Raw genomic sequence first — 13336 nt, forward strand, 5'->3', positions numbered from 1 at the left:
TCTAAAATAAACTGCTCATTGAGAGCAGCTCATTTTAGGGAGTTAGTCCGTGTGCTGGGATTTGCAGTAGCTAATATAGCCCTCTATCATTTCGCCATCCAAAAGTTGATTGATACCAACGCCTTGCAGCAGGCCATTGAATGTTTCACAACGATTACGCATTCCCGCTTCATCCGTCATACTAACCAGCGGATTGAGCCATACATTGGACAGGACCATGATGGCTTCTGCCAGCTCACCGGGATTTGTCGCCTGAATGGAACCATCGTCAATCCCCTGCTGTAAGATCGGCTGGATGAACTTTGGAGCAACAATCTGATAGAGCTGGGCAATCTGCATCGCTAAAAAGCGCGGATTATCCAAGAGACAGGGCGTGACAGTCAGCATTAGGCTCTGGTTAGAGTTAAACAAAGCGGCCTTAAAGATCGCCCGCAGCTTTTCCAGCCCGTTCAGGGATTTATCATCCCGTACTTTTGCCAAAGCATTTGTGTTTTCTTCCCCGATGCGGTGAAAGATTGCTTCAAAAATTTCTTCTTTGGACGAAAAGTGATGGTAGATTGCGCCTTTTGAAAGATTTGTTTCGTTGATGATGTCCTGCAAAGATGTTGCGTCATATCCTTTTTCAACAAACAGATGGGTGGCAACATCCAAAATCAGCTTCACGGTTTCCTCCGGATATTTGTTTCTCGCCATCCCGCACCTCCATACAAACCAACGGTCTGTATAAATAGTAGCATATTCTTTTGGCTGTGTCAACAGATAAGCTGGCTAATACTCAAATGATAAGGTTAGTAATTGGGTGATTTTTTAAGAGTGTTCTATAATTTGCTTTTTCTCCACGGACGGCCCCAGCAGATAGTCAATATTGGCCTTCACATTCTGCAGCTCCCGCATTTCTTCCCGTACCTGCTTATATTCCGCATAGGCTTTCCTTTTAGCCTCCAGCACTTCGGCATATTCTTCCCGCAGAGCCTTTATAGTAGGCAGCTTCTCCACACCCAGGCTGTCAAAGTATTTCTTTGCCGCCTGGTGGATCAAAATGTCGGCCTCATGCCCGGCCCGGAACTTTTTGCTGTAACCGGCTTTTCGATACTCAATGTAGACAGCTCTCGTCTTAGAGTAGTTGACGATCTGTTTTTGTAATTCTCCATTTTGAGACAAACGGCTCTCCATATCCTTGATCTGCGTGGAAAGCTCATTAAACCGGAAAGTCGTGGCCTGGGACTTTGCTTGAAGGTCCTCATAGCTCATATCCCCATGCTCTTTCAGGTAAGCCACGGCTTTCGCAAGCTGTTTCACATTGAATACTTTGGCCCAACGCTCATAACCGGCGCCTTTTCCGGAACGCATTGCGGCGTCAATATCAATCAGCATCCTCACCGAAGAATGGGACCGTTTGGGCTGAACAGAGGAAATATAGGTTCCGGCAATCCTTTCCCGTATGGCCTGTTCCGTGTAGCCGCCTTTCAGAGTATTGCAGCGAGTAGGCTTCTTTTGCCCGGAGACACGAAAATTGATAGATTTCCCGCGCCGGGTGACTTCCACACCGGACGTTTCCAGAATTTTCAGGAAATCCTCAAAGGTGGAGGGGTGCTGCTCCAGGGCGGCATCAATGGCCTGACGGATTTGATTCTGAAAGGATAGCGGTTTGTTTCCATCGCCCAGCCATTTCCCATAATGGCCGCGGCTGGGCTTGGGATCTTCCACAATGGAAAGGCCATGCTCCAGACACAGCTTATCGCTGATCCGGCGCAAAGCCCAGGAGGAACCCCAGAAGTTGCGGAATTTCCGGGTACATTCCAGATTTACCGCACTTACGATGATGTGATTATGGACATGATGCTTGTCTATGTGCGTACAGACGATAAAAGCGTTGCTTCCCTTCGTCAGTCTCATAGCAAGTTCCTGGCCGATCTGGTTGGCTTCCTCCGGCGTCACTTCGCCCGGCTTAAATGCCTGCCGGAAATGGTAGGCAATCACGTCATCCGCACCCCGGACTCTGCCGGTCTGGTGGATATACTGCCGCTTGGCTAAAGTAAATTCCGCATCCGCTGTGCGGGTATCGCACTCAAAACCGTAAATCAACTTCCCATAGTCGGTTTTCTCTGGATTTTCTACGTAATCAATGATGTCCTCGATTGCGGTGGAGAAGGAGCGGCCCTCTCCAATATGCAAAGGCATCAGCCTTGTGGTTGCCATTGTCCACCTCCTTTTGAAATTTTTATCTCCCATTTAGGTTAAGTGTTGCTACTGCTTAGCCATTGAAATTAGATGTAGAAATATTCATTAGGGGACATAACGAGGCTCCACCTTAAACCTTGAAGGCCAGTTTCTTTCTCCCTCAGTTTCGCCATGGCTGTCTCTCCTTTCTGCCTGTAGGAATGGAAAAAGGGCAGTCGATTTTCTCGGCTGCCCTTGTGGGGAAACAAAGTTATTCTTCTGCGTTTGAATCAAGTGTTCCTGCACCGTCATCGGTATATAGGTCGGCAGGGATTGAACTAACAGCAAGTTGTTCTTCTGGCGACAAGGAATTATACCATTCAAGCCATTCAAGAGTTTCTTCGGTCAAGTCAGATTTGCTAAATGACTGTCCATTAAATTCAATGGTTCCATTAGAACCTATATCCCCAGAAATAGGGGTCAATGCCTTTAATAAATCTTCGCCTGTAACACCTAACTGAGCACCATCACTTGCAAATGGAATGTGCAACAAATATTCTCCGTCTACTTCATAAACATAAATATAGATGCCAGAACCAATATCTTGTGTATTGCCCAAAAGGGAAAGGACTTCTTCTCTTGTCATGGCTGGCTCTAATTCTCTTATCTGTTCAGATGTTACTTGTGTTGGCACTTCAATCTGCTCTTCGTTATCTGGCAATAGGTTAAGGATTTCTTCGGTTAATGGACTACTTTCTCCGGCATCAATGGTTTTTACTGCTTCTTTTATTTCTTTGCGAGAGTAGTCGCTCAAATCTTCAACAGGAATACCGAGGGAATTCAGATAATCGACTGCCGCATTATATTGAATTGTATCAATAGCAAATGCAGTTAATGGTACCATTAAGCACAAACAAGCCGCAATAGCTCCCCACTTTACCCAGCCGGGCTTCTTTGCTTTGTGATATGCCCTTGCCTCGTTGATATGCTTCTCATTGATGTCACCGAGGACTTCATACAGTTTTTCGTTCGTCATAGTTCAAAACCCCTTTCTAAAAGGTAGTTGTGCAGTTTAAGGCGGAGGCGATGAAGAGTCATTGATACTGCTCCATCATTCATATTGTGCCGGACAGCAATTTCTGAAATTCTATCGGTGTACCAGTATCGACTGATAAAAATGCTTCTTTTCTTTGGCGATAGACTATCCAAAAATGTATCAATGGCCTTCGTGAGTTCCTTTTGGTCAAATGCCTGCTCAACATCATCCATGCCAGATACCAGGTCAGAAATTTCCTCCAGAACCGCAGGCATTTCTCCACCACCTCGTTTGTCGGCGCTATTGTGTTTATACCTGTTAAACGATATGTTTCTTGTAATTTTCCCAAGGAATGTGGACAGAATATTTGGCTTGTGAGGCGGCATGGCGTTCCATGCGTTTAAGTATGTATCGTTGACACATTCTTCAGCATCTTCCTGATTGCCCAGTATGTTCTTAGCGATCGAGGTACAGTAGTTCCCGTATTTGTCAGATGTGGCATGGATGGCCTGCTCGTTTCTATCCCAGTATAATTGGACTATCTGTGCATCATCCATTGGTTTTCACCTCGCTTCCTTATTTGCCTTTTCACCTATATACACAACTTTTGAACTCAAATCTCACACATTTTTACAAACTTTTTTCTATCCAATAATACCATATTGTTATCACTGCAGTATATAGCAATAGGACTACCATCCAGTTATGAACGATAGTCCTATTGCTGGTTGCCTTTTGAACTACTTGCGAGAACTGGCCTTAGGTCTTGGCACCCATAGGATAGACTTTGATCTTATCGGGGTTCTCCGCATAGGTAGTTATTGGAGATGGCTTATTGGGGAATCCTTACCTTATGCAATTTTGTACTGTGCCCGCAGGTGAAGGGCAAAGACCAGTACCGCCCCCAGCGCCCACACCACATAGGTCCACACCATATCCTTACCGGAAAACTCATAAGCCATGGTAGCAAAAATAAATCCCCACACAATGGACAGACCGCCGCCAATCAGCCAGAAGCCGGGGCGGGTGCGGTGAAGCAGGAGAAGCCCCAGCAGGACAGCAATACCAATCACAATCGCCAGGGCGGGATGGACGCCTAAAAGCCCGTGGGAAAGAAAGCCCGCCAGGATTGCCAGCGCAATGCTGTCAAAAACAATGATGTTTCCCAAAAAAAGCCCGATCACCGTCACAATCAGTCCAATTCCAATACCGATCAACAATTCTATGCCAACGGCCAGTAAAGCAGCGCCCATACGATGGCCTCCCTTCGCAAAAACAGGTTTTCTCTTTCTATAAAAATTCTACCGCTCCGGGCCACAGAAAAGCAACCGTTTTTTTGAATGTTCATGGAATGTTTGTAAATTCCGTCAGCAGCTTTTTTGCAATTTTCCAAAGCCCATCCATGCGGGATTGCAGATCTGCAATATCCGCCCCGTAGATACTTCCGGTTTCATGGGCCTTCCGTGCGTACTGGTTCAGATTGTTGGAGCAGATACGCAGCAGCCGGGTCAGCTCCCGGACTTCGGACAGATCCAGGTTAATCACATATCCGTCAATCGCCATTTTACGGATAAAGGCAGAAGTGTTCGTGATACCGGTCTGCGCCATGCGTTCCCTGATCTTATCCATTTCCTGTTCGGAAATCAAAATGTGAATCTGGGCGCTGCGTCTTTCTTTCGGGGCCTTCATCGCTGGGGGTGTTCCTTTGTCTTTTTATTCAGAGCCGGGTGCGGAGCATTTGCGGCAGCCTCTTTCAGAAAGTGGGTAACAGACCGCTTTTCTGCCGCGATCATTTTATCCAGATGATCTTCAAAAACACCAGGGGCAAAATTTTGACGGCTCCTGCGTACATTTTGCAGGAGCGTATCAAGAGCAGCGGAATCCGCAGGCTCCAGCCAGAGCTTTATTTCTTTCCCGTGTTTTGCCTGCAGCGCCAACCGGTTTGCCTGGTAATCCTCATAAGTAAATTTCATTGGAGCAAGATGGCCTTCAAACAGAACCCTCGCAGTAGCAGCAGGAAAGGCGTTCTTTTCAATATACTCTGCCATAGCGCGGTAATCCTGCGTATAGAGATTTCCCTTGATTGCATCACCTTCTATGCCGGTGATCTCCACCGTATAGGCAAGAATCGTATCACGGGTATTTTTGTAATACTGCCAAATGTGAAAAGCACTGGACTCACGGATAAAAAGCTCACGCTCCCGGAGAAGCCAAGTCCCAGAAGGCCGTGACATCCAATAGAGCGGTGTCTGTTCGCAATGGTTGATCTGAGCTATACGCCGTATACTTTTTGCGTCGATCTCAAAGTCAGATTGATAATGTTTTGTGTTCCGCTCCATAACAGAGCGGAGGCATTGTTCCACATCCACATTTTCAAATTTCAGCTTCAAGCCTTAAAGCCCCCTTTCCGGCGGGGAAGGCTGAAAACCACGGGCCTCATGCGCCGTGCGGTCCGCCCGCAGTTTTTCCATGATCGAAGGCTTCTCATTGGGCAGTGTTTCCGGGGCTAGCTCCCTTATTTCCTCATGGGTCTGCCCATCGGTAAGGTCGGCCCGGACCGGCGGGTCGTTATTCACAATGCCGTCAATCATGTTGTAGTTGCCCTTTTCGCCCTCCAGGTCCAGCTCCGCGTTGCGAAGATAGTTTTCCGGCGCCTGGAAGGGCTGGCCCGCAAACAGGATTTCCCGGCGCGGGGTGAATTGCCGCAGAACACCTTCCTGCAGGCGGGCAAATTCCATATACTGATCCATCGTCAGCCCCCGGTCCAGCATTTCCTCCTGTGAGTGCGACCAGCCTTCCCCATAGAGGAAATAATACATTTCCGGCATATCGCTCACAAAACATAAAGAGCCGTCCCGGTTGTCATAGCTTCCCGGCTGGCCTGGGGTAAAGGAATAGCGTTCCTCCCGGCCAAGATATACCTTATTGTCAGCGGCAAGCATGGCGACCATATTGGCATAGTTGCTGTGTACCGCAGAGCGGATCTCTACAACCGGGTCCGCCTCCGGCGCTATCTGCCGGCCGGGGATCTCATTATGCTTTTCTGCAACCTCATTTCTCGGCGCACGGTCCACCGGGCCGACAGCTTCTATATCCGGCTGTGAGGCGGGGACTCTTACAGCGTTTGGCTCCGGCTCCTTCTCTTTGACAAAGTAACGGACATTGGCCGTTGTCTTACGGTTCAATTCCAGGGCATAAGCCTGGGCCGCCTCCAGGGATTCAAATTCCAGGGGGCGGCCATCTTCTTTGCACCATGCTTCCGCATGGCCGAACATGGAAGCGGCACTTCTTACCGCCCAAACTCCATATACCTGTTCCATTTCACATCCTCCTTATCGTTCCGGCTCCTTTGCCGCCTTTTTAGGGGCAGCCGTTTCCGGGGCTTTATTATTTTTAAGCTGCTGCCGGATAGAGTGAGGCCGCCCGGCCTCCCGGTCAGCCGAAGTAATATTGACATATTCCCCTATAATACAAAGCGCCTTATGATAGCTGTCACAGGAAAATACCCGGCCCGCCATTTCTTTCGCCTGTTCTGGCATCCCATGGGCTTTGAGAGTGCGGGAAGCAATGCCTACCAGGTTGAAAATGTTCCCGTCCTGGCCGATCAGCGGGCAATCCGGTTTCCCTGGCGTTTCCTGCGCCGGTTCATGGCCCAGGCGGTTGTCGATATAATCGGATAACCAGGTGCCGCCAAAAGTATCATGGGTTTGCAGACGCCACATGGCAAGTTTCCCTATATCCAGCTTGACATCCTCAAAAGGGAACAGCAGGCAGGTAAGCCCCTCATTTTGGAATACGCTCACATGGGTAAAAGTGGTTCCTTCCAAAAGAATCCCTTTCTGCGCCAACAGGTCATTGATCCCCTGGACCCATTCGCCAGGATCACCGCCGCAGCCCTGCAAAACAAGCCCTTCTTTATCCTCCATACGGCGAAGGTCCTCCACCGTGATATTCTGAATTTCCATAGATTCCTCCTGGTTTGAGATCCTCTCGTTATGAGCCGGGGAAAGGACTTCGGAAAGCGCCTGTTCCCACTGCCTGCCAAATCCCCGGACTACGGTATCGGGAAGCGCACCGTTGCGCTGAAACATTTCTAAAGTGTCAAACGCCCGGTTGAACAGGGAAATGTTTTGGGCGTCCACATTGGGGGCAAAATGAATAATCCCTGCGGGATAGTTTTTTCCAGTGCCCACCCAGCCGCGCACAAAATCATCAAAGCCGTTTTTGATTCCGGCCTGAGCCAGATCATCGGCATGGCTGCCGGGCAACCCTCTTGTTTTCCCGTACTGCTGGCCCAAAACTAAAATACCGGTCTTGGGATTATACATAAAACGCCGGTTTGAAATATCCTGCATATCAAAAGCCTGGACCGCTACATCCAGCTTCATCATTGCGGGGACTACCGGCACGACTTCAAGTTTTTCCTTCTCCGTATCATCACCTCCCGTCAGATTCTTTCAGTTGGCTCATTACAATCGCCGGACGGACCCAAAGCCGCTGAAATTTTCTCCACTCGCTGTCTACAATGCCTTTTTCATCCCGGTAGAGCATGGCATAAGGGATAAATCCGGCTTTCCAGGCGTCCCGCAGACGTTTTTCCGCTGCCTCCATGGTATCGCCCCGGTAGCCGATCAGGACATAACAGCAGGCTTTATGCGATTTTCTCTCAAACCCTCCAGCCTGCAAAAGCCGTCCGGCCTCCACAAGCGGCTCATAGTCATCCGGGGTATCATAGGCAAAATACATGCGCTGTGTCCTGGATTCCCGCAGGAGATCAACATGCCAGGGCCGAAGAAGGCGGGCCTCCAGCCCGCCCGTAAAGATTGGACGCTCTTTCTGTCTGCCCAGCATTTCAAATACCGCTTCAATATGCTGCCGGGAGCAGGCCAGAAGATTATCATCCAGCACAATATTCCCTTCGGTGATCGGCAGTTCCCGAAGCCTTCCGCCTTCCCGCCGGGGGACAGAACAGAACCAGCAGCGGTTGGGACAGCCCCTTGAAGTGATAACATAGCCCTTTTTCAGATACATCCCCGGCACGAAGTCACCGCCAGGCATGTTGAAAGCGGGACCGCCCATGTGGACAGGGACGCCCAGCTTCATCCACTGTTCGGCAAGCTGGCACGCCTTCTCCATGTCATAGGTAAAGGCCACAGAAACATGCACTTCTTCCATATCCGGCAAGCCGCCCTTTGGCGGCGGTCCGGTAAATGCCAGAGGATCATCCGGCGTTGCTTTTGTACGGCGTGGAAATACACGCGCAATCTTCAAATACACATCCCTCCTAAAATTTAATTGTTTGGTCAGTTACATTTCCTTTCTCCCAGCATCCGGGCAAAGAAAAAGCAGAAAACCTCTTTCAAGATTTCCTGCTCGGTGGTGCCGCCGGTGGGCGGCTGGTATTCAGTTTTGAAAGTTCGGGGCATGATGACCCGATAAATTAGGATTTATACAACATACCTCGTTAGCACTCCTACCAAAATACAAATAAATCCTGCTATTCGTATTCCCCATTTTGCTTTTTTGGCATCATTATTATATCTTTCTGGATAAACAGGATTTATTATGAGTACAAGTCCATACAATACCCATGCAATATTTGCACACAAGCCTTCATGTAATATTAAGGCAAGTATATTTCCAACAGCTATGAGCATAATTCCAATAAAGACTTGCCTTTTGAATGTGATTTTTTTCATGCTCGTTTACCGCCTTTCAGCCCTACATTTCGTCTGATAATTCATCGCAGCGCCTACTACCATTTCAACCAATATTATTCAAAATACCCATTCAAATAATCAGCAGTATCCTCATTCACTTCAAAAGTCATATCAAACCCGCCAATTTCAAAACTGATATAAGATCCATTGTATAGGGTGATAGTAGCAATATCATATAATGTCCCATCGGTGTCCGTCTGCCCCAGTTTGATTGTTTCCTCTTGTGCAAATCCAAAAGAACCGATTTCAGCCGCTTCATCTGGCAGCGTTTTTAATTCCCATTGATCTAAATTCAGCGCTGAAACAAAATCCTCAATTTCCTCTGTGTCCGTAATCGTATCAATAACTTCCTCTGTATCAGGAGAGATAACAGCTATTTCCTGCGCCTTTGAAATATCATCCCCATAATCGGAAGCATTTGTATTTTCGTTGGCTTGACAGCCACAAAGGAGTGCCAGTATTGCCACTAATGTAATGAATATTTTTTTCATAATGTCCTCACTTTCCTTTCTGCTGATAGGCTTCATTCATAATCAAGAGCCGATAGGCACGAACAAGGCCAGACATATAAATACATAGAAATGTTCCAATTCCTGCAACAACCATTCCCGCAGCTAAAGCAATCGTATCGGCAAAGAGTAATTCTGCCGGAACAATTAAAGGGAAAAACAGAAAGCCCAATGCAATTAAGGCAATTCCGATTAAGTTAAATAATTGAAGGAATTTCTTTTTCTCTGCGTATGCTGTATTTAATTCCGCCTTTACGGTCTTGTCAAATAGTAGTGGCTCCTTCCAGAGTCTTCTATATGGATTATCTGTTAATTTGACAGAGAATAGGAGAACAATCCCCACAATCAATATCAGCATAAACAGAAGCATGGAAATATCCGAAAGCATAAACGAGAGTGCAAGACTTCCAACCATGACACCTATGGCAATCGCAATTTTAAGATATTTCCGCTTTTGATACAAAAGAAAACCATCTGCCATTTCCCGGCTTACATATATTCCTTGTTCCGCAGCAGGTTCCGGTGTCTGTGTACCTTCCTCATTCAATAAATAGTCAAGTGTCACATTGAAAATTTTGCTCATGCGAACAATCTTTTCTGTTTCTGGATAACCATTGTCACGCTCCCACTTGCTGATAGCTTGTCTGGATACGCCCAACTGATAGGATAGTTCCTCCTGTGACAGCCCGGCTTCTTTCCGCAGCTTTTGTATTTTTTCCCCGAAGGTCATATCGGTATCCTCCTTTCGCTATCAGTATACGATTTTTACCGATAGCACACCACCAAATTGCGGTTTCTTTTCCGCAACGGGCGGTTGCAACCACAAAAACCAGCGGATTTTTCTTGTTTTCAACAACTTCCAATTTGTCACTGAGTCTATTATACTATGGCAAGTCACTTTTGGAAATAGATGAATTGTGAACTTGACGATGGCAACCCGCATAGGAGAAGGGCAGCAATGTAGTCGCTTTCTTTTCCTCGAATGGCGATTTTTGTCCTCCTTGTCCGCAACTTAACCTTCCTATTGAGGGGCAGAGTATAAATCTCTTGCCGCCTGTAAAAGCGTGGCCGGAAAGCCTTATAAATCAAGGCGTAAATAGGCTAAGTTGCAGACATATCATCCCTTGTGCTGGCGAATCCGGCGCTTGCGCTTTTTATCTGCGTCCCGTCTGGCCCAGATCCGGCAGGCATCAGAGCAATATGCCTGGCTGGTGGTGGGAAGATACAGCTTCCCGCATACCGGGCACTTTTTCTGGCGCTGGGAAGTATCGTTTCCCGTCAGAACCGCTTCCAGCGCCGGTTCAACCGGCAGCACAGACCGCTCAAAATACCGGCAAAGGCAGCCGGTCCACCATTTATGAAGCATATAGCAAGAGCAGTCCAGGGGAAGGCAGAGCTTTTCCCGCTCGTCATAGTTGGCGCATAAGCCTGTTACCAGCCTTCGGATCGCTGCACGCTCGGAGCGGGTCAGCTCCCGCGGCGGGCCGGTCATTTCTTCCGTCCCCGCTGCTGCGGAAATTCCAGCTTGAAATTCACATACTTTTCGCCTGTATCATCCAGCACCACCACAGCGTCATAGGTTTTGCCGGTTTTCTCACTGAAAAGCCCGGACATGGAAACGCGGCCCTCCTTTAAGAGTGCCGCGGCAACGGTTTTTGTTATGGTTTTCTTTTTACTGGAAAAGAACCGGTTTTCTTTCCAAAGAGCAAAGGTGCAGGCTTCATTTTCACAGAAGAAGCCTTTCTTCCCCTCATAGACAGTGCCGCCGCACCGGGGGCAGGTGCCGACAGCTTCCCGATTGGCTGCATTTTTGCTTCCGAACAAAGAGGAATAGGCAGGATCAGGGGCAGTGTTCTGCCGGATCAGGTCACGGATTAAACCGGCAATCCCTTCCATAAAAGCGTCAGCCGTCATTTCTCCGCGTTCCACCTGTTTCAGCATGGACTCCCATTCCGCCGTGAGCGCCGGGGATTTTATCACATCGGGCAGGACGGCAATCAGGTTGACGCCCTTATCCGTAGGCAAAAGCTGTTTCTTTTTCCGCTGGACAAATCCCGTGGACACCAGCTTTTCCAGTGTGGCAGCACGGGTGGCCGAAGTGCCCAGCCCTTTCCGCTCGGCGTCCTCCGGCATATCCTCCGCACCGGCTGTCTCCATAGCCGCAAGCAGAGAATCCTCGGTATAGTGCTTCGGCGGGCTGGTTTTGCCTTCCCGGATCGTGGCGGCACCCTTTTCAAATCTCTGTCCTTCTTTCAGTTCCGGCAGACGGGACGTATTTTCGTCGCCGTCCTCCGTCTGTTTTTGTTTCAGGCTGGCACGGAAAGCCTGTTCAATGCCTTTCCATCCCTCATGTAGAATCGTTTTTCCTTTGGCGGTAAATGTGTGGCCCTCGGACTCCAAAACTGCCAGCACCGCCTCAAAGCGGTGAGGCTGGGCGGTAGCGCAGAGAAGGCGGCAGGCAAGAAGCATCAGGACATCCCGCTCACCGGCAGGTAAAGCAGACAGGTCGGTGCGGGCTATCTCCACTGTGGGGAGAATGGCATGGTGGTCTGTTACCTTGCTGTCATCAATAATTCCTTCCAGCTCCGGCGCCGTGGTGCTGTCCTTGCCAAAAGGCATATTCTGCCACAGCCACAGGGCCAGAGAGCCGACTGTGGCCTGCATATCCGCTGTGATATACTGGCTGTCTGTTCTCGGATAGGTCGCCAACTTTTTCTCATACAGGCTTTGTAAATAATCAAGGGTCTGTTGGGCAGTAAAGCCATACAAGCGGTTGCACTCCCGTTGCAACGTAGTTAAATCGTAAAGGCGGGGCGGCTGGACAGTCTTTTTCTGCCGCTCCACTTTGCGGACAACGGCAGGCTTTCCGTCACAATCTGTCTGTATTGCCTCCGCAGCCGCTTTGTCCTCCAGCTTCTCCCCGGCAGCGGTAAACCCTCCACAGGTGAGTTCCGGCACATAGAAGGGCTTGCTCTGGAAAGAGCGGATCGCATACTCCCGCTGGACGATCAGCGCCAGTGTCGGCGTCATTACCCGGCCTACATTCAAGGTATCACCATACAGGACAGAAAAAAGGCGGGTGGCGTTAATCCCCACAAGCCAGTCCGCACCGGCCCGGCAGAGTGCCGCCCGGTAAAGCAAGTCATAGTCCGCACCAGGCCGCAGGTGTTCAAATCCATCACGGATAGCGGCGTCCTCCATAGAGCTGATCCAAAGCCGGAGGATGGGCTTGCTGCACCCGGCCTGTTGATAGACCAGCCGGAAGATCAGTTCACCTTCCCGGCCAGCATCGGTAGCGCACACCACAGCGTCCACACGTTTATCCTCCATCAAACGGCGCAGGACGCCAAGCTGCTTTTTCTTATCCTTTGCCACATCATATTTCCAATGGGCGGGAAGAATGGGCAGATCCGCATACCGCCATTTGGCGTACTGCTCCCCATAGGCTTCCGGCTGGGCCAGCTCCACCAGATGGCCCACACACCAGGACACCAGCCAGCCGCTGCCCTCCAGATACCCGTCCTTTTTCTCCTTTGCTCCCAGCACCGCCGCCAAAGATTGGGCCACGCTGGGCTTTTCGGCTACCACAAGTTTCATTCGTCTGAACCTCCCTCTTTATCAAAGAATTTTGTAAACTGCTCGTCTGCCTGCCTTCCGGCCTGCAGCAGACACATCAAAGTTACGCCTGCGATTGTGCCAAGCGTGAAAGACAGAAAATGTGATACTGCGTTCCACATGTGCCGCACCTCCTTTGAATTTTGAATATGAAAAAAGCGCAAAGGGATAAGAACACCTTTGCGCCGGGGTTATATAGCAAAACGCCGCAGAAAGAATGTAAGTAGGTAATCATCCGTGCCTTGACAAAATATGAAAATCCCCCAGCATTTACCGGGGGAAAATTAGTCTCTCAT

Annotated in this window: 16 protein-coding genes; all 16 read right to left on the reverse strand. The window is 49.1% G+C overall.

Annotated elements, in window-relative coordinates; all coding sequences use genetic code 11:
* Positions 1 to 42: 42 nt before the first annotated feature.
* The 16 genes from B5F53_RS15525 to B5F53_RS15600 all read right to left on the reverse strand — a co-directional run bounded on the left by B5F53_RS15525 (position 43) and on the right by B5F53_RS15600 (position 13162).
* The gene (locus B5F53_RS15525) at positions 43 to 693 is read right to left on the reverse strand and encodes a TetR/AcrR family transcriptional regulator (protein WP_087225130.1); all 651 of its coding nucleotides are present in this window, start codon (positions 691 to 693) and stop codon (positions 43 to 45) included.
* A 114-nt stretch (positions 694 to 807) separates the two neighbouring features.
* A complete protein-coding gene (locus B5F53_RS15530) occupies positions 808 to 2199 on the reverse strand; it encodes a relaxase/mobilization nuclease domain-containing protein (protein ID WP_087225133.1) in 1392 nt (463 codons plus the stop codon).
* A gap of 232 nt (positions 2200 to 2431) precedes the next feature.
* Positions 2432 to 3196 (reverse strand): hypothetical protein, encoded by a 765-nt coding sequence (locus B5F53_RS15535; RefSeq protein ID WP_087225136.1) that lies wholly within the window; start codon positions 3194 to 3196, stop codon positions 2432 to 2434.
* Entirely contained in the window at positions 3193 to 3753 is a 561-nt protein-coding gene (locus B5F53_RS15540; RefSeq protein ID WP_087225139.1) for an RNA polymerase sigma factor, read from the reverse strand. Before B5F53_RS15540 ends, B5F53_RS15535 begins: the two co-directional genes overlap by 4 nt.
* A gap of 294 nt (positions 3754 to 4047) precedes the next feature.
* Positions 4048 to 4449, reverse strand: coding sequence for a hypothetical protein (locus B5F53_RS15545; RefSeq protein WP_087225142.1), 402 nt, complete (start codon positions 4447 to 4449; stop codon positions 4048 to 4050).
* Between the two features lie 91 nt (positions 4450 to 4540).
* The gene (locus B5F53_RS15550; protein ID WP_087225145.1) at positions 4541 to 4885 is read right to left on the reverse strand and encodes a plasmid mobilization protein; all 345 of its coding nucleotides are present in this window, start codon (positions 4883 to 4885) and stop codon (positions 4541 to 4543) included.
* Positions 4882 to 5586 (reverse strand): hypothetical protein, encoded by a 705-nt coding sequence (locus B5F53_RS15555; RefSeq protein ID WP_087225148.1) that lies wholly within the window; start codon positions 5584 to 5586, stop codon positions 4882 to 4884. The genes B5F53_RS15550 and B5F53_RS15555 overlap by 4 nt, the downstream gene beginning before the upstream one ends.
* 3 nt (positions 5587 to 5589) lie before the next feature.
* Positions 5590 to 6516 carry a DUF4316 domain-containing protein gene (locus B5F53_RS15560; protein ID WP_087225151.1) on the reverse strand — a complete coding sequence of 309 codons (927 nt, stop codon included), beginning with the start codon at positions 6514 to 6516 and terminating at the stop codon, positions 5590 to 5592.
* A 12-nt stretch (positions 6517 to 6528) separates the two neighbouring features.
* Complete coding sequence (locus B5F53_RS20995; protein ID WP_330396221.1) at positions 6529 to 7587, reverse strand: hypothetical protein; 1059 nt, start codon at positions 7585 to 7587, stop codon at positions 6529 to 6531.
* A 46-nt stretch (positions 7588 to 7633) separates the two neighbouring features.
* Complete coding sequence (locus B5F53_RS15570) at positions 7634 to 8467, reverse strand: hypothetical protein (protein WP_330396222.1); 834 nt, start codon at positions 8465 to 8467, stop codon at positions 7634 to 7636.
* Between the two features lie 176 nt (positions 8468 to 8643).
* On the reverse strand, positions 8644 to 8895 hold the full coding sequence (locus tag B5F53_RS15575; protein WP_087225157.1) for an oxidoreductase membrane subunit: 252 nt from the start codon (positions 8893 to 8895) through the stop codon (positions 8644 to 8646).
* Positions 8896 to 8969: 74 nt separating this feature from the next.
* Positions 8970 to 9407 carry a hypothetical protein gene (locus B5F53_RS15580; protein ID WP_087225160.1) on the reverse strand — a complete coding sequence of 146 codons (438 nt, stop codon included), beginning with the start codon at positions 9405 to 9407 and terminating at the stop codon, positions 8970 to 8972.
* Between the two features lie 7 nt (positions 9408 to 9414).
* Positions 9415 to 10155 carry a helix-turn-helix domain-containing protein gene (locus B5F53_RS15585; protein ID WP_087225165.1) on the reverse strand — a complete coding sequence of 247 codons (741 nt, stop codon included), beginning with the start codon at positions 10153 to 10155 and terminating at the stop codon, positions 9415 to 9417.
* A gap of 387 nt (positions 10156 to 10542) precedes the next feature.
* Positions 10543 to 10917 carry a cysteine-rich VLP protein gene (locus tag B5F53_RS15590; protein WP_087225168.1) on the reverse strand — a complete coding sequence of 125 codons (375 nt, stop codon included), beginning with the start codon at positions 10915 to 10917 and terminating at the stop codon, positions 10543 to 10545.
* On the reverse strand, positions 10914 to 13022 hold the full coding sequence (locus tag B5F53_RS15595) for a type IA DNA topoisomerase (RefSeq protein WP_087225171.1): 2109 nt from the start codon (positions 13020 to 13022) through the stop codon (positions 10914 to 10916). Before B5F53_RS15595 ends, B5F53_RS15590 begins: the two co-directional genes overlap by 4 nt.
* Complete coding sequence (locus B5F53_RS15600; protein ID WP_087225174.1) at positions 13019 to 13162, reverse strand: DUF3789 domain-containing protein; 144 nt, start codon at positions 13160 to 13162, stop codon at positions 13019 to 13021. The genes B5F53_RS15595 and B5F53_RS15600 overlap by 4 nt, the downstream gene beginning before the upstream one ends.
* Positions 13163 to 13336: the final 174 nt, after the last annotated feature.

Source organism: Blautia sp. An249 (assembly GCF_002159835.1).
GTDB lineage: Bacteria > Bacillota > Clostridia > Lachnospirales > Lachnospiraceae > Blautia_A > Blautia_A avistercoris.

Excerpts from the sequence above, each read along its gene's own strand:
- B5F53_RS15550 (WP_087225145.1), bottom strand. The coding sequence starts at position 4,885 with ATGAAGGCCCCGAAAGAAAGACGCAGCGCCCAGATTCACATTTTGATT.
- B5F53_RS15560 (WP_087225151.1), bottom strand. The coding sequence starts at position 6,516 with ATGGAACAGGTATATGGAGTTTGGGCGGTAAGAAGTGCCGCTTCCATG.
- B5F53_RS15545 (WP_087225142.1), bottom strand. The coding sequence starts at position 4,449 with ATGGGCGCTGCTTTACTGGCCGTTGGCATAGAATTGTTGATCGGTATT.
- B5F53_RS15585 (WP_087225165.1), bottom strand. The coding sequence starts at position 10,155 with ATGACCTTCGGGGAAAAAATACAAAAGCTGCGGAAAGAAGCCGGGCTG.
- B5F53_RS15580 (WP_087225160.1), bottom strand. The coding sequence starts at position 9,407 with ATGAAAAAAATATTCATTACATTAGTGGCAATACTGGCACTCCTTTGT.
- B5F53_RS20995 (WP_330396221.1), bottom strand. The coding sequence starts at position 7,587 with ATGATGAAGCTGGATGTAGCGGTCCAGGCTTTTGATATGCAGGATATT.
- B5F53_RS15590 (WP_087225168.1), bottom strand. The coding sequence starts at position 10,917 with ATGACCGGCCCGCCGCGGGAGCTGACCCGCTCCGAGCGTGCAGCGATC.
- B5F53_RS15595 (WP_087225171.1), bottom strand. The coding sequence starts at position 13,022 with ATGAAACTTGTGGTAGCCGAAAAGCCCAGCGTGGCCCAATCTTTGGCG.
- B5F53_RS15535 (WP_087225136.1), bottom strand. The coding sequence starts at position 3,196 with ATGACGAACGAAAAACTGTATGAAGTCCTCGGTGACATCAATGAGAAG.
- B5F53_RS15600 (WP_087225174.1), bottom strand. The coding sequence starts at position 13,162 with ATGTGGAACGCAGTATCACATTTTCTGTCTTTCACGCTTGGCACAATC.
- B5F53_RS15525 (WP_087225130.1), bottom strand. The coding sequence starts at position 693 with ATGGCGAGAAACAAATATCCGGAGGAAACCGTGAAGCTGATTTTGGAT.
- B5F53_RS15575 (WP_087225157.1), bottom strand. The coding sequence starts at position 8,895 with ATGAAAAAAATCACATTCAAAAGGCAAGTCTTTATTGGAATTATGCTC.
- B5F53_RS15530 (WP_087225133.1), bottom strand. The coding sequence starts at position 2,199 with ATGGCAACCACAAGGCTGATGCCTTTGCATATTGGAGAGGGCCGCTCC.
- B5F53_RS15540 (WP_087225139.1), bottom strand. The coding sequence starts at position 3,753 with ATGGATGATGCACAGATAGTCCAATTATACTGGGATAGAAACGAGCAG.